The 22,512-nt window shown below is 68.9% G+C and carries 19 protein-coding genes and 1 tRNA gene; 14 read left to right on the top strand and 6 right to left on the bottom strand.

Translation table 11 applies throughout. The features are described 5' to 3' along the window. Positions 1-22 precede the first annotated feature (22 nt). The 3 genes from CFB41_RS38570 to CFB41_RS11485 all read right to left on the bottom strand — a co-directional run bounded on the left by CFB41_RS38570 (position 23) and on the right by CFB41_RS11485 (position 2,496). Positions 23-145: a hypothetical protein gene (locus CFB41_RS38570; protein WP_041492896.1), complete on the bottom strand. Its 123-nt coding sequence runs from the start codon at positions 143-145 to the stop codon at positions 23-25. Continuing rightward, a complete protein-coding gene (locus tag CFB41_RS11490; RefSeq protein ID WP_089456504.1) occupies positions 136-1,362 on the bottom strand; it encodes an MFS transporter in 1,227 nt (408 codons plus the stop codon). Before CFB41_RS11490 ends, CFB41_RS38570 begins: the two co-directional genes overlap by 10 nt. Positions 1,363-1,554: 192 nt before the next feature. Continuing rightward, entirely contained in the window at positions 1,555-2,496 is a 942-nt protein-coding gene (locus CFB41_RS11485) for a LysR substrate-binding domain-containing protein (protein ID WP_089456503.1), read from the bottom strand. A gap of 187 nt (positions 2,497-2,683) precedes the next feature. On the opposite strand from CFB41_RS11485, the gene CFB41_RS11480 reads away from it, so the two are divergent. Both CFB41_RS11480 and CFB41_RS11475 read left to right on the top strand, forming a co-directional pair. Continuing rightward, positions 2,684-3,724, top strand: coding sequence for an alpha/beta fold hydrolase (locus CFB41_RS11480; RefSeq protein ID WP_089456502.1), 1,041 nt, complete (start codon positions 2,684-2,686; stop codon positions 3,722-3,724). Between the two features lie 143 nt (positions 3,725-3,867). After that, the gene (locus CFB41_RS11475; protein WP_089456501.1) at positions 3,868-4,623 is read left to right on the top strand and encodes a 4'-phosphopantetheinyl transferase superfamily protein; all 756 of its coding nucleotides are present in this window, start codon (positions 3,868-3,870) and stop codon (positions 4,621-4,623) included. Between the two features lie 21 nt (positions 4,624-4,644). Here CFB41_RS11475 and CFB41_RS11470 read toward each other — a convergent pair whose 3' ends face one another. Beyond that, on the bottom strand, positions 4,645-5,565 hold the full coding sequence (locus CFB41_RS11470) for a glutamate/aspartate ABC transporter substrate-binding protein (RefSeq protein WP_089456500.1): 921 nt from the start codon (positions 5,563-5,565) through the stop codon (positions 4,645-4,647). A gap of 213 nt (positions 5,566-5,778) precedes the next feature. Between CFB41_RS11470 and hutH the strand changes: the two genes are divergently transcribed. The 10 genes from hutH (at position 5,779) to CFB41_RS11415 (ending at position 18,149) form a co-directional block, all read left to right on the top strand. After that, positions 5,779-7,302: a histidine ammonia-lyase gene (gene hutH, locus CFB41_RS11465; protein ID WP_089456499.1), complete on the top strand. Its 1,524-nt coding sequence runs from the start codon at positions 5,779-5,781 to the stop codon at positions 7,300-7,302. 4 nt (positions 7,303-7,306) lie between these two features. Beyond that, positions 7,307-8,002 carry a histidine utilization repressor gene (gene hutC, locus CFB41_RS11460; protein ID WP_069248398.1) on the top strand — a complete coding sequence of 232 codons (696 nt, stop codon included), beginning with the start codon at positions 7,307-7,309 and terminating at the stop codon, positions 8,000-8,002. A gap of 39 nt (positions 8,003-8,041) precedes the next feature. Continuing rightward, positions 8,042-9,730: a urocanate hydratase gene (gene hutU / locus CFB41_RS11455; protein ID WP_089425798.1), complete on the top strand. Its 1,689-nt coding sequence runs from the start codon at positions 8,042-8,044 to the stop codon at positions 9,728-9,730. Between the two features lie 2 nt (positions 9,731-9,732). Beyond that, positions 9,733-10,344, top strand: a complete 612-nt coding sequence (locus tag CFB41_RS11450; RefSeq protein ID WP_089456498.1) for a HutD family protein — start codon at positions 9,733-9,735, stop codon at positions 10,342-10,344. Positions 10,345-10,348: 4 nt separating this feature from the next. Further along, the gene (gene hutI, locus CFB41_RS11445) at positions 10,349-11,572 is read left to right on the top strand and encodes an imidazolonepropionase (protein ID WP_089456497.1); all 1,224 of its coding nucleotides are present in this window, start codon (positions 10,349-10,351) and stop codon (positions 11,570-11,572) included. Between the two features lie 4 nt (positions 11,573-11,576). Further along, positions 11,577-12,953, top strand: a complete 1,377-nt coding sequence (locus tag CFB41_RS11440; RefSeq protein ID WP_089456496.1) for a formimidoylglutamate deiminase — start codon at positions 11,577-11,579, stop codon at positions 12,951-12,953. Positions 12,954-13,012: 59 nt separating this feature from the next. Further along, positions 13,013-13,810: an N-formylglutamate deformylase gene (hutG, locus tag CFB41_RS11435; RefSeq protein ID WP_069248393.1), complete on the top strand. Its 798-nt coding sequence runs from the start codon at positions 13,013-13,015 to the stop codon at positions 13,808-13,810. Between the two features lie 759 nt (positions 13,811-14,569). After that, the gene (locus CFB41_RS11425) at positions 14,570-15,376 is read left to right on the top strand and encodes a gamma-glutamyl-gamma-aminobutyrate hydrolase family protein (protein ID WP_089456495.1); all 807 of its coding nucleotides are present in this window, start codon (positions 14,570-14,572) and stop codon (positions 15,374-15,376) included. A 12-nt stretch (positions 15,377-15,388) separates the two neighbouring features. After that, positions 15,389-16,726: a glutamine synthetase family protein gene (locus CFB41_RS11420; RefSeq protein ID WP_089456494.1), complete on the top strand. Its 1,338-nt coding sequence runs from the start codon at positions 15,389-15,391 to the stop codon at positions 16,724-16,726. Between the two features lie 28 nt (positions 16,727-16,754). After that, positions 16,755-18,149: an aspartate aminotransferase family protein gene (locus tag CFB41_RS11415; RefSeq protein WP_089456493.1), complete on the top strand. Its 1,395-nt coding sequence runs from the start codon at positions 16,755-16,757 to the stop codon at positions 18,147-18,149. 88 nt (positions 18,150-18,237) lie between these two features. Here CFB41_RS11415 and CFB41_RS11410 read toward each other — a convergent pair. After that, positions 18,238-18,312 (bottom strand) — tRNA-Val (locus CFB41_RS11410). A 98-nt stretch (positions 18,313-18,410) separates the two neighbouring features. Then, complete coding sequence (locus CFB41_RS11405; RefSeq protein ID WP_089456492.1) at positions 18,411-19,313, bottom strand: LysR family transcriptional regulator; 903 nt, start codon at positions 19,311-19,313, stop codon at positions 18,411-18,413. Between the two features lie 173 nt (positions 19,314-19,486). Here CFB41_RS11405 and CFB41_RS11400 point away from each other — a divergent pair, with 173 nt between their 5' ends. Together CFB41_RS11400 and CFB41_RS11395 are read left to right on the top strand one after the other, a co-directional pair. Next, positions 19,487-21,238, top strand: a complete 1,752-nt coding sequence (locus CFB41_RS11400) for an acyl-CoA dehydrogenase family protein (protein ID WP_089456491.1) — start codon at positions 19,487-19,489, stop codon at positions 21,236-21,238. After that, positions 21,235-22,437 carry a CaiB/BaiF CoA-transferase family protein gene (locus CFB41_RS11395; RefSeq protein WP_089456490.1) on the top strand — a complete coding sequence of 401 codons (1,203 nt, stop codon included), beginning with the start codon at positions 21,235-21,237 and terminating at the stop codon, positions 22,435-22,437. The genes CFB41_RS11400 and CFB41_RS11395 overlap by 4 nt, the downstream gene beginning before the upstream one ends. The last annotated feature ends 75 nt before the right edge of the window (positions 22,438-22,512 follow it).

Genomic DNA, 22,512 nt, shown 5'->3' with positions numbered 1-22,512 from the left:
CCGCACGCTCCGGATGGCCGCCTCAATTGCAGAACGCGACGTGTTCGAGCAGCGCATACGCGACGCCCGAACTGAAATAGGCCGCGCCGCACCACGCGACGAACGCGAGCGTGCCGGCGGCCAGCGCCGCGCGGATCATGCCCATGCCGCGTTGCCCGATGCCGGGCGTGCGACGCGCGCGTCGTTGATCGGCAGGTGCAGCAACGCCGCGAGTACGCCGAGCGCGATCGAGCCCACCCACAGCGGCAGGTACGAATGCGTCGCGTCGTACACCACCGCGCCGAGCCAGACGCCGAAGAAGCTGCCGAGCTGGTGTCCGAAGAACACGAAGCCGAACAGCGTCGCGATGTAGCGCACGCCGAACATCTGCGAGATCACACCGTTCGTCAGCGGCACGGTGCCGAGCCACGTGAATCCCATTACGGCCGCGAACACGTAGACGCTCGCGGGCGACAGCGGCGCCGCGACGAACACGGCCATCGTGAGGGCACGCACGAGGTACAGCACCGACAGCACGTACTTGCGCCGCAGCAGCCCGCCGAGATGGCCGCACGCATAGGTGCCGGCCACGTTGGTCAGCGCGATCAGCGCAAGCGCGACGCTCGCGTGGCGTGCCGGCAGCCCGTGGTCGAGCAGGTACGCGGGAAGATGCGTCGCGACGAACGCGAGCTGGAAGCCGCATGCGAAGAAACCCGCGTTCAGCAGCCAGAAGCCGCGATGCGCGAACGCCTCGCGCACGGCTTCGCCGATCGACTGGTCGGGGCCGGCGGCGGCAGCCTGCGCGGGGCGGTCGCGTAGCAGCAGCGCGAGCGGTGCAAGCAGCGCCGCGACGAGCGCCAGTGCGATGAACGCGTGCCGCCAGCCGATGCCGCCGATCAGCGTCTGCGCGACGGGCACCATGCAGAACTGGCCGAGCCCGCCGATCGCGCCCGCAACGCCGAGCGCCCAGCCGCGCCGGTCCGGCGGAAACAGGCGGCTCAGCGCGCCATAGATCGACGCGAACGCCGAGCCCGACAGCGCGATGCCGATCACGAGCCCGGCGCCGACCGTGAACATGCCGGTTGACGCCGCATGCGCCATCGTGACGAGCCCGGCCGCATACAGCAGCATCCCGGCGATGATCACGCGCAGCGACCCGAAGCGATCGGCGACCATCCCCGTGAACGGCTGCGCGACGCCCCAGATCAGGTTCTGCAGCGCGAGGGCGAGCCCGAACGCTTCGCGCGACCAGCCGTGGTCGAGCGACACCGGCGCGAGGAACAGGCCCTGCACGTGGCGGATGCCGAGCGCGGCGCCCATGATCAGGCCGCCGGCCAGGACGGGCAGCCAGCGGCGGCGGACTTCCTGCTCGATCGGGGTCATGCGTGTCTCCGGATGAAGGCGCGCGGCAAGACGGCCGCGCTCGATCCGATTAGACGATCGGGCCCGTCGTCGCTCAAGCGATCATTCGGTCAGGTTGGCATGCTTGGCAGGAATGCGATGAGGGGCGCGCGGAGTGGAGCGGGGCGCAGGCGCTCGGGAGCGGTCGGGTTTGTTCGCAGAGGCCGGGTCAGCTCACACCGACGCCGTGCCGTGCGCACGCATCGCGGTATCGCATTCGGCCGCTTCGGCGAGCATCCAGTCGCGCACGTCGGCGACTTCGCGGCGCGGGGCCGGATCGTGCTGGAACAGCCAGTAGCCGTAAGCATCCGACAGCGCCTGCGTGTGCGGCCCGAGCACCGCGAGCCGCCCGTCCGCGAGCATCGGCGCGACGAGCGCGAGCCGGCCGAGCGCGACGCCCTGGCCCGCGATCGCCGCCTGGATCACCTGGTCGTACTGGTTGAAGCGCAGCACGCCTTTCGGGCGCGCGTCGCCGAGCCCGGCCGCGTGCAGGTGCGTGCGCCACTGCAATTGCGGCTGCGGCGGCCCGTCGAATTCGAGCAGCACGTGGTCGGCGATCGCCGCCGCGTTCGTGACCGGCCGCGCGGCGAGCGCCGGATGGGCGACCGGCACGACGATCTCGTCGAACAGGCGCAGCGCGCCGGCCGGCGCGCGGTCGCGCGGACAATAGCGGATGCCGAGGTCGATGCCTTCGGCGCGCAAATCGAGTACCTTGTCGTTCGCGGCCACGCGCAGGTCGATCTCCGGCAGGCGCGCCTGCAGCCGCCCGAGCCGCGGCAGCAGCCACAGCGCGGTGACGCCGATGCTGGCGGTGATCGTGACGGGCTGGCGCTCGCGCGTGGCCGCGAGCGACGCGACGGTGTCCTGCAGCCCGTGCAGCGCCGCATCCGCGACGCGAAACAGCCGCTCGCCTTCCGGCGTGAACGCGATCTTCCGGTAGCCGCGCTGCAGCAATGCGACGCCGAGGTGCGCTTCGAGTGCGTGTACCTGGCGGCTGACCGCCGATTGCGTGACGCACAGGTCCTGCGCGGCGAGCGTGATGCTCATGCGGCGGCCGACGGCGACGAAACCGCGGACGAGGTCGAGCGACGGGAGGCGGACGAGCGGCGTTGACATGCGCGTGACTCATGCGAACGGAGCAGCAAGATTGGTTGAGAACGCGGGGCGCGTCAAGTTCAATGGAGGCTGGTGCGGGCGGTGAAGGAGGGGGCGGGCGACGCCCCGGCCGGCTGCGAAGCATGGGCGTGGGCAGGCACTGACGCGCTCACCCGGACGGACCGCGAAGCATGGGACCGGAGACACGATGACGATTTCGAACGAAGGCAGCGAAATGACGCAGGGCACCCGCGCGGCGGACGCATTGCCGCCCGAGCCGGTGACGCTGCGCGCGGCCGACGGTTATGCATTGCGCGGCCATGTATGGCGCCATCGCGGCGGCAGTGTCGTGCGGCCGGTGACGGTCATCAATTGCGCGACGTCGGTGCGTTGCGACTACTACTTCCGTTTCGCGGCCTGGCTGTTCGCCCAGGGGCGCGACGTGCTCGTCTACGACTATCGCGGCATCGGCGGGTCGCGCCCGGCGCAGCTCGCGAAGCTGCGCGCGAACTGGCTCGACTGGGGGCGGCTCGATTGCGAAGGCGCGCTGCACTACGCACGCGACGCGTTTCCGGGCCAGCCGATCGACGTCGTCGCGCACAGCATCGGCGGGTTCGCGCTTGGGCTCGCCGCATCGAACGTTCATGTGCGGCATGCGGTGACGGTCGGCGCGCAGTATGCGTACTGGCGCGATTACCGGCCGGCCGAACGGCGGCGCATGTGGTGGAAGTGGCACGTCGCGATGCCGGTGCTCGCGGCCGTGTTCGGCTACGTGCCCGCGAAGCGGCTCGGCTGGATGGAGGACACGCCGCGCGGCGTCGCGTTGTCGTGGGTGCGTTCGCAGGCACGCTTCGAGGACGGCTATACGAGCGGCCCGCTCGCCGAACCCGCCGCGAGCCGCGCCGCGTTGCCCGCCCGCTTCGCGGGGCTGTCGGCGCCGATGCTCGCGATTGGCCTCGACGACGACGGGTTCGGCACGGTCGCGGCGATCGAGCGGCTGGTCGGCTACTACACGGGCAGCGACGTCACGCATCTGCGGATCGCGCCGGCCGACATCGGTGTCGACGCGATCGGCCATTTCGCGTTTTTCCACAGCCGCTTCACCGAAACGCTGTGGCCGCTCGCGCTCTACTGGCTGCAGCACGGCGCGCTGCCGGCCGATGCGCCGGGCAACGTGCATGCGATTCACCCGGCATCGCGCGGGCGTGGGCCCGGCAGCGGCGTGCCGGGCGTGGCCGCGAACGGGTGATTGGGCGGCCTCGTCATGCATCGCGCATGCCGAGAGAGGACGAGCGCCGGCGCTCGGCATCGACGCCGACGGGCCGCAACGGTTTGCCATACCGCTTGATCGATTAACATCGGACGTTTCCTTCCACAGGCCGCCGCACGTCGATGCTCGTCCCGCCCGATTCCGTTTCTCCGTCAGAATGCCCCCGCGCCTGGCGCATGCAGCGGCTCGACGCGCCGCCCGCCGCGACCCGCGCCGGCGTGCAGATCGCGCGCGTCGATTTCGACTGGCGCGTGCCGCTTGTGTCGCCCGCGTATGCGGCACTGAGCGACGGCGAGCGCGCGCGAGCCGCCCGCTTCATGCGGCATGAGGATGCGGTGCGCAGCGCCGCGACGCGCGCCGCGCTGCGCGACGTGCTGGGCACGGCCCTCGGCATCGCGCCGCACGCGGTGGCCATCGTCGTCGACGCATCGGGGCGGCCGTCGCTGGACGGCGCGCATCGCGCATCGCTCGACTTCAACGTGTCGCATGCGGGCGACCATGCGTTGATTGCGTGGGCTCCTGCGGGGCGCGTCGGCGTCGATATCGAGTCCTGCAATCGCACGGCCGACTGGCGGGCGCTGACGCGCGAGGTGTGCGCGCCCGCCGAAGCCGCCTATCTCGACAGCCTGCCGCCGGCCGAACGGGCCGGCGCATTCATGCGCGTCTGGAGTGCGAAGGAGGCGCTGCTCAAGGCGCTCGGCACGGGCATCGTCGGCGGGCTGGGCGCGTTCGCGGTCATGCCGCCGCGCGATGTCGCGACCCCCGCGACGACGATCGTCGAGCCGGCCGCGCCCGCCGCCGGCGTCGCGGCGTTCGATGCGGCGTGGCTCGACGCGGCGCCCGGCTATGCGGCATGCGTCGCGTGGACGCGTGCGTGAGCCGCGCTCAGCGCGCGGCGCTCATTCGAGCGGCGCGTCGTTCGGCGCCGCATAGCGCGCCTTGATCACGTCGCTCATCGCGAAGTCGAACGACAGCCCCTTCGGCGGCACCGGCTTCATGAACCACTTGTCGTAAAGCGCGTCGATCTCGCCGCGCTTCATCAATTGCACGAGCACGCCGTCGACGAGCGCCTTGAACTGCGGATCGTCCTTGCGCAGCATGAACCCGTAGGCTTCCGACGATTGCGGCGTGCCGACGATCTGCCAGTCGGCCGGCTTCGCGGCGAGCTGGCGCACGCCCGCGAGCAGCACGTCGTCCATCATGTACGCGGCCGCGCGGCCCGATTCGAGCGTGAGGCGCCCTTCGCCGTAATCCTTCGCGCTGATGATCCGCATGTTCATCTTCCTGTCCTCGTTCATCTTGCGCAGCAGGCGCTCGGACGTCGTGCCCTGGTTCGTCACGACCGTCTTGCCGGCGAGGTCGGGGAAGTCGCGGATGCCCGAACTCGTGCGCGTGAGCAGGCGCGTCGTCGCGACGAAGAAGGTGGTCGAGAACGCGACCTGCGCGTGACGCGCGGCGAGGTTCGTCGTCACGCCGCATTCGAGATCGACGGTGCCGTTCTGCACGAGCGGAATGCGGTTCTGCGACGTGACGGGGATGAAGCGCACCTGCAGGTCGGGCTTGCCGGTGCGCGCCTTCACCGCGGCGATCACGCGGTCGCACAGGTCCTGCGAGAAGCCGATGACCTTGCCGTTCGCGTCGACGTAGGAAAACGGCACCGACGTTTCGCGGTGGCCGATCGAGATCAGGTTGCTCTGCCGGATCTTCTCGAGCGTGCCCGACAGCGGCTGCGCGGCGAGCGACGCGCCGCACGCCAGTGCGCACGCGGCGAACAGCAGGGGGCGGCCGATCCGGGCGGCGAGTCGTGACGGGAAGGGCATGGCGGTCTCCGTGGCGAATGGTGATCCGTATGTTGCTAAATAAAAAATAATTGCAACAATTGTTAAGCGTCGGATCCCACGGGCCGGTGCGGCGGGCCGCGCCGGGCATCAGGGAAACTCCCGAGTCGAAATCGGTGAAAAACGGGTTGTCTAGACAAGTTGGCGTGGCTACACTTCAATCCATTCCGAACTTGTCTAGACAGGATTGCTCACATGATTACGTTGACCCCCGGCCATCTGACCCTCCCGCAACTGCGCCAGATCGCACGCGAATCCGTCCAGCTGACGCTCGACCCGGCCAGCTTCGCGAAGATCGACGCCGGCGCGAAGGCCGTCGCCGACATCGCCGCGAAGGGCGAGCCGGCCTACGGCATCAACACGGGCTTCGGCCGCCTGGCCAGCACGCACATCCCGCACGACCAGCTCGAACTGCTGCAGAAGAACCTCGTGCTGTCGCACGCGGTCGGCGTGGGCGAGCCGATGGCACGCTCGTCGGTGCGCCTGCTGATGGCGCTGAAGCTGTCGAGCCTCGGCCGCGGCCACTCGGGCATCCGTCGCGAAGTGATGGACGCGCTGATCAAGCTGTTCAACGCGGACGTGCTGCCGCTGATCCCGGTGAAGGGCTCGGTCGGCGCATCGGGCGACCTCGCGCCGCTCGCGCACATGTCGGCCGTGCTGCTGGGCGTCGGCGAAGTGTTCATCCGCGGCGAGCGTGCAAGCGCGCTCGACGGTCTGCGCGTCGCGGGCCTCGCACCGCTGACGCTGCAGGCGAAGGAAGGCCTGGCGCTGCTGAACGGCACGCAGGCATCGACCGCGCTGGCGCTCGACAACATGTTCGCGATCGAAGACCTGTACCGCACCGCGCTCGTCGCGGGTGCGCTATCGGTCGACGCGGCTGCCGGCTCGGTGAAGCCGTTCGACGCACGCATTCATGAGCTGCGCGGCCACCAAGGCCAGATCGATGCGGCCGCATCGTATCGCGACCTGCTCGAAGGCTCGCCGATCAACCAGTCGCACCGCGACTGCGACAAGGTGCAGGACCCGTACAGCCTGCGCTGCCAGCCGCAGGTGATGGGCGCGTGCCTGGACCAGATGCGCCATGCGGCCGACGTGCTGCTGGTCGAAGCGAACGCCGTGTCGGACAACCCGCTGATCTTCCCGGATACCGGCGAAGTGCTGTCGGGCGGCAACTTCCACGCGGAACCCGTCGCATTCGCGGCCGACAACCTCGCGCTCGCCGCAGCGGAAATCGGCGCGCTGGCCGAACGCCGCATCGCGCTGCTGATCGACGCGACGCTGTCGGGCCTGCCCCCGTTCCTCGTGCGGGACGGCGGCGTGAACTCGGGCTTCATGATCGCGCACGTGACGGCGGCCGCCCTCGCGTCGGAAAACAAGACGCTTGCGCACCCGGCGTCGGTCGACTCGCTGCCGACCTCGGCGAACCAGGAAGACCACGTGTCGATGGCGACGTTCGCCGCGCGCAAGCTCGCCGACATCGCGGACAACACGAAGCACATCCTCGCAATCGAACTGCTGGCCGCCGCGCAAGGCGTCGACCTTCGCGCGCCGTACCACACGAGCCCGAAGCTGGCGCCGGTGATGGAAACGATCCGCAGCAAGGTCGCGCACTACGAGCTCGACCACTACTTCGCACCGGACATCGCCGTGATCGCCAAGCTGGTCGGCGAGCGCGCGTTCGCGAAGGTCGCGCCGTTCTCGTTCGCGTCGGAACAGTAAGCCGATGAGCGCGCCGGTCTACCAGGAGATCAAGGATTTCATCCTGGCCCGCATCCACGCAGGCGAGTGGGAGGAGGGCGATCAGGTGCCGTCCGAGAACGAGCTGGCGCGCGAATTCAAGGTGGCGCGCATGACCGTCAACCGCGCGCTGCGCGAGTTGACGGCCGAGCAGGTGCTCACGCGCATGAAGGGGGCGGGCACCTACGTCGCGCGGCCGAAGTACGAGTCGACGCTGGTGGCGATCCGCAGCATCTCGGAGGAAGTCGGTGCGCGCGGGCACGCGTATCACGCGAGCGTGCTCGGCCTCGACACGATCCGCGCCGACGACGCGCTCGCCGACGAGATGCAGGTCGCCGTGCGCACGAAGCTGTTTCATTCGCAGGTGCTGCACTTCGAGAATGACGAGCCCGTGCAGCTCGAAGAACGATGGGTGAATCCGGCGGTCGCGCCGGATTACGCCGAGCAGGATTTCACGAACACGACGCCGAACCTGTACCTGATGCGCGCGGCTCCGCTGCAGCGCGTCGAGTACCGGATCGAAGCGGCGGCCCCGGCGCCGGAGCGGCGCGAGCAGCTGCGGATGGACGACGTCGAGCCGTGTCTGGTTTTACATCGACGCACCTGGTCGCAGGGCGTCGTCGCCTCGGTGGCGAATCTGTGGCATCCCGGCAGCCGTTATCGCTTCACCGGGCATTTCTGATTCCTATTTGATAGTCATTTTCCTTCGGGAGCAGTCGTCATGAACCATCCGAAACACATCGATCCCCGTCTCGATCCGACGCGCACGATCCGCGCGCCGCGCGGCAGCGAGAAAGTCTGCAAGACCTGGCTGGCCGAAGCGGCCTACCGGATGATCCAGAACAACCTCGACCCGGAAGTCGCCGAGCACCCGCACGCGCTCGTCGTGTACGGCGGCATCGGCCGTGCGGCACGCAACTGGGAATGCTACGACCAGATCCTCGCATCGCTGAAGGATCTCGAAGAGAACGAGACGCTGCTGATCCAGTCGGGCAAGCCGGTCGGTGTGTTCCGCACGCACAAGGATGCGCCGCGCGTGCTGCTCGCGAACTCGAACCTCGTGCCGCACTGGGCGAACTGGGATCACTTCCACGAGCTCGACCGCAAGGGCCTGATGATGTACGGCCAGATGACGGCCGGCAGCTGGATCTACATCGGCAGCCAGGGCATCGTTCAGGGCACCTATGAAACGTTCTTCTCGGTCGCGAACCAGCACTTCAACGGAGATCCGTCGGGCCGCTGGATCCTGACGGGCGGCCTGGGCGGCATGGGCGGCGCGCAGCCGCTGGCCGCGACGATGGCCGGCTTCTCGATGATCGCGGTCGAATGCGACGAGACCCGCATCGACTTCCGCCTGAAGACGCGCTACGTCGACAAGAAGGCGACGACGCTCGACGAGGCGCTCGGCATGATCGAGGAAGCGAAGCGCACCGGCAAGCCGGTGTCGATCGGCCTGCTCGGCAACGCGGCCGACGTGTTCGCCGAACTCGTCACGCGCGGCATCACGCCGGATTGCGTGACCGACCAGACGAGCGCGCACGACCCGATCAACGGCTACCTGCCGCAAGGCTGGACCGTCGCGCAATGGCGCGAGGCGCAGAAGGTCGATCCGCAGAGCATCGTGAAGGTCGCGAAGCAGTCGATGGCCGTCCAGGTGCGCGCGATGCTCGCGCTGCAGGAACGCGGCGCGGCGACGCTGGACTACGGCAACAACATCCGCCAGATGGCGCTGGAAATGGGCGTCGAGAACGCGTTCGACTTCCCGGGCTTCGTGCCGGCCTACATCCGCCCGCTGTTCTGCGAAGGCAAGGGCCCGTTCCGCTGGGTCGCGCTGTCCGGCGATCCGGAAGACATCTACAAGACCGACCAGAAGGTGAAGGAGCTGATCCCCGACGATCCGCACCTGCACAACTGGCTCGACATGGCGCGTGAGCGCATTGCGTTCCAGGGCCTGCCGGCACGGATCTGCTGGGTCGGCGTGAAGGACCGCTATCGCCTCGGCCAGGCGTTCAACGAGATGGTCAAGAACGGCGAGCTGAAGGCGCCGATCGTGATCGGCCGCGACCACCTCGATACGGGTTCGGTCGCCAGCCCGAACCGCGAGACGGAATCGATGAAGGACGGTTCGGACGCCGTGAGCGACTGGCCGCTGCTGAACGCCCTGCTGAACACCGCAGGCGGCGCATCGTGGGTGTCGCTGCACCATGGCGGCGGCGTGGGCATGGGCTTCTCGCAGCACTCGGGCGTCGTGATCGTCGCCGACGGTACCGCCGAAGCGCACGAGCGTCTCGGCCGCGTGCTGCTGAACGACCCGGCGACGGGCGTGATGCGCCATGCGGATGCCGGCTACGAACTCGCGCAGCAGACGGCCCGCGAAGCCGGCCTGAAGCTGCCGATGCTCGGCCGCTGAGCATGACGGCGCTCCACCCGGCGCCGGTGAACGCGACGATGATCCGCGCCGCGGATCTCGTCGCGTCGCCCTGGAAGAACGGCGGTGGCGTGACGCGCGAGATCGGCGCGTTTCCGCCGGGCGCCGCGCTCGACGCGTTCGCGTGGCGCGTGAGCGTCGCCGACGTCGGCACGGCCGGGCCGTTCTCGCGTTTCGACGGGATCGACCGCACGCTGGTGCTGCTGTCCGGCGCGGGCATGACGCTCGCCGAGGCAGGCGGCGCCCGCCACGTGCTCGACGCACCGCTGGCCCGCGCGGATTTCGCGGGGGAAGCGGCGATCGACGCGACGCTGCACGACGGCGCGACGCGCGACTTCAACCTGATGACGCGCCGTTCGGCCGCGCGCGGCGTGCTCGACGTATGGCGCGCAGGCGCGCACCGCATCGAGCATGCCGATACCGTGCTGCTGTATTGCGCGGCCGGCGACGCCGCGGTCGAAATCGACGGCACACGCTACACCCTGGAAGAAATGGACACGCTGCGGCTCGACGGGCCGCGGCGTGCGTTTGACGTCGTCGTGAGCGGTAGCGGCGCGTTGCTCGCCGTGTCGCTCGCCATCGGCGAACGAGACTGAACGCATGAAACCGACTGTCTGGCATCACCTGAGGCTGTGTCCGCACGGCCATCCTGACGAGACGATCGACGACGCGGCGATCGCCGTCGACGAAACCGGCACGATCGTCTGGCTCGGCGCGATGTCCGCGCTGCCGCACGGTTACGCCCACTGGCGGCGCGAGGATCTGCACGGCGCGTGGGTGACGCCGGGCCTCGTCGACTGCCATACGCACCTCGTGTACGGCGGCACGCGTGCCGACGAATTCGCGCAGCGCCTCGCGGGCGTGAGCTACGAGGAAATCGCGCGGCAGGGCGGCGGGATCGTGTCGACGGTGCGCGCGACGCGCGCGGCCGACGAGACGACGCTGTTCGTGCAGGCCGCGGCCCGCCTGCAGCCGCTGCTCGCCGAAGGCGTGACCGCGATCGAGATCAAGTCGGGCTACGGGCTCGACCTCGCGAGCGAACGCAAGATGCTGCGCGTTGCACGCCAGCTCGGCGAACGCTTTCCGGTCACCGTCTACACGACCTTCCTCGGCGCGCACGCGCTGCCGCCCGAATATGCGGGCCGTGCGGATGCGTACATCGACGAAGTGTGCGACCGGATGCTGCCGGCGCTGGCCGACGAAGGGCTCGTCGACGCGGTCGACGTGTTCTGCGAACGCATCGGCTTTTCGCTCGCGCAGACCGAGCGCGTGTTCGAGGCCGCGACGCGGCGCGGGCTGCCCGTGAAGCTGCATGCGGAGCAACTGTCGAATGCCGGCGGCACGGCGCTTGCCGCGCGTTATCGCGCGCTGTCCGCCGATCACCTCGAATTTCTCGACGAAGCCGGCATCGAGGCGATGAAGGCAGCCGGCACGGTTGCCGTGCTGCTACCCGGTGCGTACTACTTCATCCGCGAGACGCAACTGCCGCCGATCGAGCTGCTGCGCAAGCACGGCGTGCCGATCGCGCTCGCGACCGATCACAACCCCGGCACGTCGCCGCTCGAATCGCTGCTGCTGACGTTGAACCTGGGCTGCACGCTGTTCCGCATGACGGTGCCCGAAGTGCTGCAGGGCGTCACGCGCCATGCGGCGGCGGCGCTCGGCCGCGCGGATCGCCACGGCGCGCTCGAGGTTGGTCGCCAGGCCGACTTCGCCGCGTGGTCGGTCGGCTCGCTGGCGGAACTCGCCTACTGGATCGGCCGGCCGCTGTGCGAGCAGGTCGTACGCGGCGGCACGACCGTGTTTCGCCGGATGAATGGATAGCCTCATGACCGACACCACGTTGTTCGCAGACCATGCGTACCTGCCCGATGGCTGGCGCCGTAACGTCCTGCTGCGCTGGGACGCGGCCGGCACGCTGACCGGCGTGACGCCCGACACCGACGCACCCGCGGGCGTCGCACGCGCGGCCGGGCCGGTGCTGCCCGGCATGCCGAACCTGCACTCGCACGCGTTCCAGCGCGCGATGGCGGGGCTCACCGAATATCGCGCGAATCCGTCCGACAGCTTCTGGAGCTGGCGCGACCTGATGTACCGCTTCGCGCTGAAGATCACGCCCGACGCGCTCGCCGCGATCGCGCGCTGGCTGTATGTCGAGATGCTCAAGTGCGGCTACACGTCGGTGTGCGAATTCCACTACGTGCATCACACGCAGGACGGCTCACGCTATCCGCAGATCGCCGAGCTCGGCACGCGCGTGATCGACGCCGCGCGTGCCGCCGGCATCGGCATCACGATGCTGCCGGTGTCGTACCAGTTCGCGGGTTTCGGCGACAAGCCGCCGCGTGACGACCAGCGCCGCTTCATCAACACGCCCGACGGCCTGCTCGAGCTGCTCGACGCGATGCGCCGCGTCGCGCCTGAGCACGGCGGGCTGCGCTACGGCGTTGCACCGCACTCGCTGCGGGCGGTATCCGAAAACGGTTTGCGCGTGCTGCTCGCAGGGCTGCCCGGCGATGCGCCCGTGCATATCCACATCGCCGAGCAGACGGCCGAAGTCGACGACTGCGTGCGTGCGTACGGCGCGCGCCCCGTGCAATGGCTGCTCGATCGCTTCGACGTCGATGCACGCTGGTGTCTCGTGCACGCGACGCACGTCGACGCGGCCGAAACGGCGGCGCTCGCAAAGCGTCGCGCGGTTGCCGGCCTGTGCCTGACGACCGAAGCGAACCTCGGCGACGGCGTGTTCCCGGCCGTCGACTATCTCGCGCAGGGCGGCGTGATCGGCGTCGGCTCGGACAGCCACGCGTCGGTCGACTGGCGCTCCGAGCTGCGCCTGCTCGAATACGGCCAACGGCTCGTGCACCGTGCACGCAACGTGCTGGCGAGCGACACGCAGGCGCATGTCGCCGATCGCCTGTTCGACGCGTCGCTCGCGGGGGGCGCGCAGGCCAGCGGGCGGCGCGTCGGTGCGCTGCGCGAAGGGTGCCGCGCCGACTGGCTTGTGCTCGATCCCGATCATCCGGCAATCGCCGAACACGACAGCACATCGTGGTTGTCGGGTATCGTGTTCGCGGAGCACGGCGACACGCCGGTGCTCGACGTCTACACGGGCGGCGAGCGCGTCGTGAGCGGCCGCCGTCATCGCGACGAAGCCGTCGCGTATGCCGACTACCGCGCCGCGCTGGCGCAACTGCTGCGCTGATGCGCGCAACCGGCGCACGCCGCAAGCGTGCGCTGGCAGACCTCCAACGGTGATGCGACATGACTGAACAACCGGCTGTATTCACGCTGAAGCAGGGCACGCTGCCGCTGCTGATCTCGATTCCGCACGCAGGCACGCACATTCCCGACGACATCGCCGCGACGATGACGGCCGACGCGCGCTTCGTCGACGATTGCGACTGGCATCTCGAACGGCTGTATGGATTCGCGGCCGACCTCGGCGCATCGATCCTCGTACCGTCGCATGCGCGTTACGTCGTCGACCTGAACCGGCCGCCCGACAACGAGAACCTGTACCCGGGGCAGGACACGACGGGGCTCGTGCCGGTCGATACGTTCGACAAGGCGCCGCTGTATCCGGCGAACGCGCTGCCGGGCAACGACGAGATCATGCGTCGCCGCGACCGCTACTGGCTGCCGTATCACGAGGCGCTGCAAGGCGAGGTCGCGCGCCTGAAGCGCGAGCACGGCCGCGTGCTCGTGTGGGAAGCGCATTCGATCCGCTCGCACGTGCCGCGTTTCTTCGACGGCCGCCTGCCGGACTTCAATTTCGGCACGTCGAGCGGCGCGAGTGCCGCGCCGGGCCTGGCCGAGGCGCTGGCCGCGCGCGTGCTCGAACATGGCGGCTATACGGCCGTCGCGAACGGGCGCTTCAAGGGCGGCTACATCACGCGTCACTACGGCGTGCCCGCTACCGGCGTCGAGGCCGTGCAGCTCGAGCTCTCGCAGATCACCTACATGGAAGAGACGCGTCCTTACGCGTATGACGAGGCGCGTGCGGCGCGGATCGTGCCGCTATTGCAGACGCTCGTCGAAACCGCGCTCGCGCATCGTTGAACGCGGGCCGCACCGATGCGGCAGCGCGGCGGAGCAGGCACGTCACGGCCCGCCGGCACGCAGCAGGCCGCACCGATGCAGTGCACAACACGGCATCGATCCACGGGATCGATGCCGTTTTTTTTCGTAGGGCTTTCGTCTGTTCGATGTCGTCATCGGCACCTGAAAATTTGACGCAATTTTTAGGTGATATAAGCTGAATGTCAGGAAGTCGTCACGCGCGCACCGGCGGCGCGGCCATCGATCGTGGCCGCACCGCGCCGGCATGCGCGGCGAGACACCTTGCCGACGTGTCGCCGCGCGGCATTGCCGCATGCGCTTGATCGCGACACGTGTCCTGCCTTCATCAGTCAGTCGAGTACGATCGTGAAAGCCGCCAGCCCTTCGATACGCCGGACGCGAAGTCCGTCGGCGGGCGCGCCGCCTCAGGCCGGGCCGTCCCGGCATGCTGATCGCGGCACGCGTGCCGCCTTTTTACGCGAGCCTCGTTTCTTCGCCGTTTCCCATCGCGGCCTGCGCCGCTTCAATCTCGTGTCCGCGCACGTGTTCAGCGCGGTGCAGTGCGACGGCAGCGCGTCGTTGTTGCCCTAGCGTCGTTTTCCGCTTCCGTTCCGGGTCGCCCCGCCTGTTGCCGCATCGTCCGCGCGGCAGGAGCGCGCATGGGCATGCGCCGCGTCCTGGTGCGCACGTGCGGCGCCGGCGTGAACCTTCAACATCCCGCGTGCAGACGCATCGCGCGCGATTACCGGAGAGCCGCCCATGCGTGCGCGCCCGATCGTAGCCGTCACCGCCGACCGCATCCTGCGCGGTGCGCATCCGAACCATACGGCGGGGGAGAAGTACCTGGCCGCGCTCGTCGACGGCGCCGGTGCGCTTGCGTTCGTGCTGCCCGCGCTCGGCGCGCGCCAGCCGGCCGATGCGACCGTCGCGGCAGTCGACGGGTTGCTGTTCACCGGCAGCTATTCGAACGTCGAGCCGCATCATTACGGCGGCGCCGCGAGCGCGCCCGACACGCTGCATGACCCCGCGCGCGATGCGACCGCGCTGCCGCTGATCCGCGCGGCGATCGACGCGGGCGTGCCCGTGCTGGCGATCTGTCGCGGCATGCAGGAGCTGAACGTCGCTTACGGCGGCACGCTGCATCAGCGGCTGCACGCGACGACCGGCTTCGACGATCACCGAGAGCGGCCCGCCGATCCGCTCGAACGGCAGTACGGTCCCGCGCACGTCGTGCAGTTCGCGCCGGGCGGCTTGCTGCAGCGGGTCACGCGTGGCGCGCAGGAAGCGACGGTCAATTCGCTGCACGACCAGGGCATCGCGCAGCTCGGCGCCGGGCTCGTCGTCGAAGCCAGTGCGCCCGACGGCCTGGTCGAGGCCGTCAGCGTGCGCGACGCGCGCGCGTTCGCGCTCGGCGTGCAGTGGCATCCCGAATGGCGCTACGCGGAACAGCCGCTGTCGCGCGATATCTTCGCGGCGTTCGGCGCGGCGTGCCGCGCGCGCATGACGCATCGCATTCAGGCGGCCGGCGGCGCGATGCCGTCGCCAGCCGCATCCGACGTCGACTGATAGAGGCCGATCATGCAACCCGAACTGAGCGAATTCCTGCGACAGCACCGCATCACCGAGGTCGAGGCGATCATTCCCGACATGGCCGGCATCGCGCGCGGCAAGATCATTCCGCGCAACAAGTTCGAATCCGGCGAATCGATGCGCCTCCCGCAGGCCGTGATGGTGCAGACCGTCACCGGCGACTATCCGGAGGACGGCACGCTGACCGGCGTGACCGACCCCGACATGGTGTGCGTGCCCGATCCGTCGACGATCTGCCTGATTCCGTGGGCCGTCGACCCGACCGCGCAGGTGATCCACGACTGCGTGCATTTCGACGGCTCGCCGGTCGAGATCTCGCCGCGCTACGTGTTGCGACGCGTGCTCGACCTGTACAAGGCGAAGGGCTGGCAGCCGGTCGTGGCACCCGAGCTCGAGTTCTATCTCGTCGACATGAACGCCGATCCCGACTTGCCGCTGCGTCCGCCCGTCGGCCGCACCGGGCGCGCGGAGACCGGCCGGCAGTCGTATTCGATCGAAGCCGTGAACGAGTTCGATTCGCTGTTCGAGGATATCTACGAATACTGCGAGATGCAGGGGCTCGATATCGAGACGCTGATCCACGAGGTCGGCGCCGCGCAGATGGAGATCAACTTCGTGCATGGCGATGCGCTGTCGCTGGCCGACCAGGTGTTCCTGTTCAAGCGCACCGTGCGCGAGGCGGCGCTGCGCCACAACATGTACGCGACCTTCATGGCGAAGCCGATGCAGGACGAGCCGGGCTCGGCGATGCACATCCACCAGAGCCTGGCCGACGCGCGCACGGGGCGCAACCTGTTCTCCAACGAGGACGGTACGGTGTCGCCGATGTTCCACAGCTATCTCGCGGGGCTGCAGAAGTACACGCCGGCGCTGATGCCGATCTTCGCGCCGTACATCAACTCGTATCGCCGCCTGTCGCGCTTCATGGCCGCGCCGATCAACGTGCAGTGGGGCTACGACAACCGCACGGTCGGTTTCCGCATTCCGCAGTCAGGCGCGTCGGCGCGCCGTATCGAGAACCGGATCCCGGGCGTCGACTGCAATCCGTACCTCGCGTTCGCCGCGACGCTCGCGGCCGGCTATCTCGGCTTGATCCAGCAGCTCGCACCGACCGAGCCGATCGCGTCGGACGGCTACAACCTGCCATACCAGCTGCCGCGCAATCTCGAGGAGGGCATCTCGCTGATGGCGGCCTGCACGCCGCTGGCCGGCATTCTCGGCGACAAGTTCGTGAAGGCCTATCTGGCGCTGAAGGACACCGAATACGAAGCGTTCTTCCGCGTGATCAGCTCGTGGGAGCGCAGGCATTTGCTGCTGCACGTCTGAGCGTGCGGCACGGTTATCCGGAGGAAACATGACCGATAGAAATGACGCTGTATCGCCGCAATCGACCGCGGATTATCGCGCGCTCGACGCCGCGCACCACATCCACCCGTTCTCGGACATGGGCGCGCTGAACCGTGCGGGCAGCCGCGTGATCGTGAAGGCCGACGGCGTCTACCTGTGGGATTCGGACGGCAACAAGGTGATCGACGGGATGGCCGGCCTCTGGTGCGTAAACGTCGGCTACGGCCGCAAGGAACTCGCCGACGCCGCGTATCGCCAGATCCAGGAACTGCCGTTCTACAACACGTTCTTCAAGACCACGCACCCGCCGGTGATCGAACTCTCTGCGATGCTCGCGGAAGTCACGCCGAAGGGCTTCAATCACTTCTTCTATTGCAACAGCGGCTCGGAAGGCAACGACACCGTGCTGCGCCTCGTGCACCAGTACTGGCGCGTGCAGGGCCAGCCGCAGAAGAAGTACGTGATCTCGCGCAAGAACGGCTATCACGGCTCGACGATCGCGGGCGGCACGCTCGGCGGGATGGGCTACATGCACGAGCAGATGCCGTCGAAGGTCGAGCACATCGTGCACATCGACCAGCCGTATTTCTTCGTCGAAGCGGCGGCCGGCGAAACGCCGGAAGCGTTCGGCCTGGCGCGCGCACGGCAGCTCGAAGCGAAGATCCTCGAACTCGGCGCGGAGAACGTTGCCGCGTTCATCGGCGAGCCATTCCAGGGCGCGGGCGGCGTGATCTTCCCGCCGTCGACGTACTGGCCGGAAATCCAGCGGATCTGCCGCAAGTACGACATCCTGCGGGTAGCCGACGAAGTGATCGGCGGCTTCGGCCGCACCGGCGAATGGTTCGCCCACCAGCACTTCGGTTTCGAACCCGATCTCATCACGATGGCCAAGGGCCTCACGTCGGGCTATGTGCCGATGGGGGCGGTCGGCATTCACGAGCGCGTGGCGCGGCCGATCATCGACAACGGCGAATTCAACCACGGCCTCACGTACTCGGGCCACCCGGTCGCGGCGGCCGTCGCGGTCGCGAACCTGAAGCTGCTGCGCGACGAAGGGATCGTCGAGCGCGTGAAGAACGATATCGGGCCGTATTTCCAGCGCCGGCTGCGCGATGCGCTGGGCGACCATCCGATCGTCGGGGAGATTGCGGGAGCGGGGCTGGTCGCGGGCGTTCAGCTGGCGCGCGACCGGGAGCGGCGCGAGCGGTTCGGTGCGAACGTCGATATCGGCACGATCTGCCGCGACTTCTGCTTCAACGGCAACCTGATCATGCGCGCGACCGGCGACCGCATGCTGCTGTCGCCGCCGCTCGTGATTCGCGAGGCGGAGGTCGACGAGATCGTCGACAAGGCGAAGCGCGCGTTCGATGCGACGGCGGAGCGGGTGGGGCGCGCGGAGTAAGCCGGTGTTGCGCGGCGCGCGCCGCGCAACAAACTCGCGGCCAAAACGAAAAGGCCCTGCGTCGTGAGACGCAGGGCCTTGAATTCTTTGGTGGGCGGTACTGGGATCGAACCAGTGACCCCTGCCGTGTGAAGGCAGTGCTCTACCGCTGAGCTAACCGCCCAAAGAAGCTGAAATTATGTCAGGGCTTTGAGGGTCTGTAAAGTACTTTCTGCAAATATCTTTCAGATACCCGCGCATACCTGCCAGCCGGCCGTTCACTCAACCCGCGAGCGCGGGCAGTGCGTCGATCGATTCGCGCACGTAACCCGCGAAGCGCAGCGCAACCGGTTCAGCGGTGCCGCTGCGCTTCAGCGCGAGCGTGCGCGATTCGAGCGACGCATCCTTCAGCGGCCGGAACGCGAGCCGCTCGCTCTTCACCTGCTGCAGCACGCGCGGCACGAGCGCGATACCCATCCCGAACTCGATCATCGACAGGATCGTCTGCCACAGCCGTGCCTCATGGCGGATCAGCGGGCTGAAGCCGGCATTCACGCACTGCGCGATGATCAGGTCGTGATAGTGCGGCGCCGCTTCGCGCGGGAACAGGATGAACGGTTCCGCGGCCAGCGCGGCGAGCGCGACCTGCCTGCGCTGCGCGAGCGGATGCGCGGCCGGCAGGCAGCACACGAACGGTTCCGCATAGACGGGCGTCGATTCGACCTCGGGCGGGAAGTGGCCCCAGTGCGCGTAGCCGAGATCGATCTGGCCGCGCTGGATCGCCTGCACCTGCGCCTGCGTGTTCATTTCGCTCAGCACGACTTCGACGCCCGGATAGTCGGCTTCGAAGCGCCGCACCGCATCGGGCAGCCCGCGATACAGCATCGAATGGACGAAGCCGATCCGCAGCCGGCCCGCGAGCCCCGACGCGGAGCGCACCGTCAGGCGTTCGGCCTCGGCCGCCTGCAGCAGCAGCCGGCGTGCTTCGCCGAGCAGCACCTCGCCCGCGTTGGTCAGCGCGACGGTCTTGTTGGTGCGCGAGAACAACTGCACGCCGAGCGCGTCCTCGAACTTGCGGATGTCGAAGCTCAGCGCCGGCTGCGAGATGAACAGGCGTTTCGCCGCGCGCCCGAAATGCAGCTCCTCGGCGACCGCCACGAAGTAGCGCAACTGCCTCAGTTCCATCGTGTCTCCTCGCGGCGTCGGCATCGATAAGCGATATCTATCGTACCGGATAAATCCTGTATTGGACGCTTATCGATCGCACGCCTACGCTCTGCGGAAGGCTTTGCACGGGACTGGCCGGGCGCCGCGGCGCCCCGTCCAGCCGACGTGCAGGCAATCCAGGAGACGCACGCATGAACGACACAGCTCGCACGCCGGACACCGGCGCAGCCAATATCCCCGACAGCCGGGGCATCAATTTCTTCACCGTCGATCCCGATCTCGGCGCGTTGCTGAAGCTGCATCTCGGCGATGCCCGCTATGCCGAGCTCGAGCCGCAACTGCGCGCGCTCGGCGCACGCGTGTCGGGCGAACTCGACGAATGGGCGTCGCGTGCAGACAAGCACCCGCCCGTGCTCGAGCATCGCAACCGGCGCGGCGAGGCCGTGCAGCGGATCGACAAGGATCCCGCGTATGTCGCGCTCGAACGCGTCGCATATGCCGAGCTCGGGCTCGCGTCGCTGAGCCACGGGGCCGAATCGGTGCCGCCGCTCGTCAAGTACGCGCTGACGTTCCTGTTCGTGCAGGCGGAATTCGGGCTGTGCTGCCCGGTCAGCATGACCGATTCGCTGACGCGCACGCTGCGCCGTTTCGGCGATCCGGCGCTCATCGCGCGTTACCTGCCGATGCTTGCGTCACGCGATTTCGACACGCTGTACCAGGGCGCGATGTTCATGACCGAACAGGCGGCGGGTTCCGACGTCGGCCGGATCGCGACGCGGGCGACGCGCGAGACCGGCGCGCACGGCGAGACCCTCTGGCGCCTGACCGGCGACAAGTGGTTCTGCTCGAACGCGGATGCCGAGCTCGCGATGGTGCTTGCGCGGCCCGACGGCGCGCCGGACGGCATCAAGGGCCTTGCGCTGTTCCTGCTGCCGAAGACGCTGCCGGACGGCACGCGCAACCGCTACCGGATCGTGCGCCTGAAGGACAAGCTCGGCAGCCGTTCGATGGCGAGCGGCGAGATCGCGCTCGAAGGCGCGCAGGCGTACCTGATCGGCGAGATCGGCCGCGGCTTTCACCAGATGGCCGACATGATCAACATGTCGCGGCTGTCGAACGGCGTGCGCGCGGCGGGGCTGATGCGGCGCGCGCTGAACGAGGCGCTGCACGTTGCCGCGCACCGCGAGGCCTTCGGCCGCAAGCTGATCGAGATGCCGCTGATGCAGCGCCAGTTGCTGAAGATGCTGCTGCCGGCCGAGGCCGCGCGCGCGATGTTCATGCAGATCGCGCTGCTGCTGCCGCAGGCCGATGCGGGCGACGAGCAGGCCGCGCGCTGCGTGCGGATCCTGACGCCGCTGATCAAGTTCCGCGCGTGCCGCGATGCGCGGCGCGTGACGGGCGATGCGATGGAAGTGCGCGGCGGCACCGGCTACATCGAGGAGTGGAGCGACGCGCGCATCGTGCGCGATGCGCATCTCGGCTCGATCTGGGAGGGCACGAGCAACATCGTCGCGCTCGACGTCGCGCGGGCCGCGCAGCGCGAGCACGCGCTCGATGCGCTGCGCGCGTTCCTCGGCGACCGCCTCGGCGCGACGCCGCTGCCCGATGCGAGCCGCGCGGCGCTGCGGCGCGTTCTCGCGCGTGCCTGCGACGCGCTCGCGCGGGTCGCTGACGAAGGTGACGACGCGCGCGTGCGGCAGGCCGCGTCCGCGCTGTACTACGCGAGCGCGGCCGTGCTGATGGCGTGCGAGGGCGTGCGGCTCGCGCCGGATTTCCGGCGGCTCGCGCTCGCGCATCTGGTCGTGCGCCACAAGCTGCTGCCGGTCGATCCGCTCGCGCCGGCGTCACGCGACGACGAATCGCCCGCGTACGACGCACTGCTGCGCGGCACGCCGATCGCGCTCGATACCGCGCTCGACCTGCTGCCGGAGGTCGAAAGATGAGCACGACGCGTGGTGCACTGGACGGCCTGAAGGTCGTCGACCTGAGCCGCGTGCTCGGCGGCCCGTACTGCACGCAGGCGCTTGCCGACCACGGCGCGACGGTGGTCAAGATCGAGCCGCCGGACGGCGACGAGACGCGCGGCTGGGGGCCGCCGTTCCTCGGCGATACCGCGTGGTATTTCATGGGCGTGAACCGCAACAAGGAAGGGCTCGCGCTCGATCTGTCGCGCGACGAGGGGCGCGCGATCCTGTGGCGGCTGCTTGAAGAGGCCGACGTGCTTGTCGAGAACTTCAAGCCCGGCACGCTCGCGCGCTGGGGGATGGACTACGCGCGCGACCTGCAGCCGCGCTTCCCGCGCCTGATCCACTGCGCGGTGACGGGCTTCGGCGAAGGCGGCCCGCTCGGCGGGCTGCCCGGCTACGACGCGGTGATCCAGGCGATGGCGGGGCTGATGAGCGTCAACGGCGAGCGCGACGGCGACGCCACGCGCATCGGTCTGCCGATCGTCGACATGGTCACGGGCCTCAACGCACTGGCCGGCATCCTGCTGGCGCTCGCCGAGCGCGAGAAGAGCGGGCAAGGGCAGTCGATCGACATCGCGCTGTACGACTGCGGCGTGTCGCTGCTGCATCCGCACCTGCCGAACTTCTTCGGTTCCGGGCGCGTGCCGGCGCGCAGCGGCAACGCGCATCCGAACATCGCGCCGTACGACAGCTATCGCACCGCGACCGTGCCGATCTTCCTCGCGATCGGCAACGATCGGCAATTCGCGCGGCTCGTCGCGCATCTCGGCGTGCCGGCGCTCGCGGGCGATCCGCGTTTCGTCGACAACCGCAGCCGCTGCGCGCACCGGCCCGAGCTGAAGGCCGAACTGGAAGCACGGCTTGCCGCGCATGCCTGCGAGCCGCTCGTGCGCGACCTGATGGCGGCCGGCGTGCCGTGCGGGCCGGTGCGCACGGTGGCCGACGTCGCGCACGATCCGCATGCGCTGCACCGGAACCTGTTCGTCGAGATCGGCGCGTATCGCGGCACGGCGTCGCCGGTGAAGCTGTCGCGCACGCCGGCCACCTATCGTTCGCCGCCGCCCGCACTCGGCGGCGATACGCGCGCGGTGCTCGAGCGCCTTGGCGTCGATCCCGCGCTCCAGCAGCAACTGCTCGACGCCGGCGTGCTGAAGATCGCACCCGACCGGACGTGACCGACCGATGCGCGCGCCGGTGAGCATGGCCGGCCGACGAAACGGAACGTCAAGCAACGCAACGTCAAGCAACGC

Source organism: Burkholderia sp. AU33803 (assembly GCF_002223095.1).
GTDB lineage: Bacteria > Pseudomonadota > Gammaproteobacteria > Burkholderiales > Burkholderiaceae > Burkholderia.
Note: the sequence above shows the minus strand (reverse complement) of the source record. Positions and strands in the feature narration are given on the sequence as shown.

Excerpts from the sequence above, each read along its gene's own strand:
- CFB41_RS11440 (WP_089456496.1), top strand. The coding sequence starts at position 11,577 with ATGACCGACACCACGTTGTTCGCAGACCATGCGTACCTGCCCGATGGC.
- CFB41_RS11395 (WP_089456490.1), top strand. The coding sequence starts at position 21,235 with ATGAGCACGACGCGTGGTGCACTGGACGGCCTGAAGGTCGTCGACCTG.
- hutI (WP_089456497.1), top strand. The coding sequence starts at position 10,349 with ATGAAACCGACTGTCTGGCATCACCTGAGGCTGTGTCCGCACGGCCAT.
- CFB41_RS11480 (WP_089456502.1), top strand. The coding sequence starts at position 2,684 with ATGACGATTTCGAACGAAGGCAGCGAAATGACGCAGGGCACCCGCGCG.
- CFB41_RS11425 (WP_089456495.1), top strand. The coding sequence starts at position 14,570 with ATGCGTGCGCGCCCGATCGTAGCCGTCACCGCCGACCGCATCCTGCGC.
- CFB41_RS11485 (WP_089456503.1), bottom strand. The coding sequence starts at position 2,496 with ATGTCAACGCCGCTCGTCCGCCTCCCGTCGCTCGACCTCGTCCGCGGT.
- hutC (WP_069248398.1), top strand. The coding sequence starts at position 7,307 with ATGAGCGCGCCGGTCTACCAGGAGATCAAGGATTTCATCCTGGCCCGC.
- CFB41_RS11420 (WP_089456494.1), top strand. The coding sequence starts at position 15,389 with ATGCAACCCGAACTGAGCGAATTCCTGCGACAGCACCGCATCACCGAG.
- CFB41_RS11450 (WP_089456498.1), top strand. The coding sequence starts at position 9,733 with ATGACGGCGCTCCACCCGGCGCCGGTGAACGCGACGATGATCCGCGCC.
- CFB41_RS11490 (WP_089456504.1), bottom strand. The coding sequence starts at position 1,362 with ATGACCCCGATCGAGCAGGAAGTCCGCCGCCGCTGGCTGCCCGTCCTG.
- hutH (WP_089456499.1), top strand. The coding sequence starts at position 5,779 with ATGATTACGTTGACCCCCGGCCATCTGACCCTCCCGCAACTGCGCCAG.
- CFB41_RS11470 (WP_089456500.1), bottom strand. The coding sequence starts at position 5,565 with ATGCCCTTCCCGTCACGACTCGCCGCCCGGATCGGCCGCCCCCTGCTG.
- hutG (WP_069248393.1), top strand. The coding sequence starts at position 13,013 with ATGACTGAACAACCGGCTGTATTCACGCTGAAGCAGGGCACGCTGCCG.
- CFB41_RS38570 (WP_041492896.1), bottom strand. The coding sequence starts at position 145 with ATGGGCATGATCCGCGCGGCGCTGGCCGCCGGCACGCTCGCGTTCGTC.
- hutU (WP_089425798.1), top strand. The coding sequence starts at position 8,042 with ATGAACCATCCGAAACACATCGATCCCCGTCTCGATCCGACGCGCACG.
- CFB41_RS11415 (WP_089456493.1), top strand. The coding sequence starts at position 16,755 with ATGACCGATAGAAATGACGCTGTATCGCCGCAATCGACCGCGGATTAT.
- CFB41_RS11405 (WP_089456492.1), bottom strand. The coding sequence starts at position 19,313 with ATGGAACTGAGGCAGTTGCGCTACTTCGTGGCGGTCGCCGAGGAGCTG.
- CFB41_RS11475 (WP_089456501.1), top strand. The coding sequence starts at position 3,868 with ATGCTCGTCCCGCCCGATTCCGTTTCTCCGTCAGAATGCCCCCGCGCC.
- CFB41_RS11400 (WP_089456491.1), top strand. The coding sequence starts at position 19,487 with ATGAACGACACAGCTCGCACGCCGGACACCGGCGCAGCCAATATCCCC.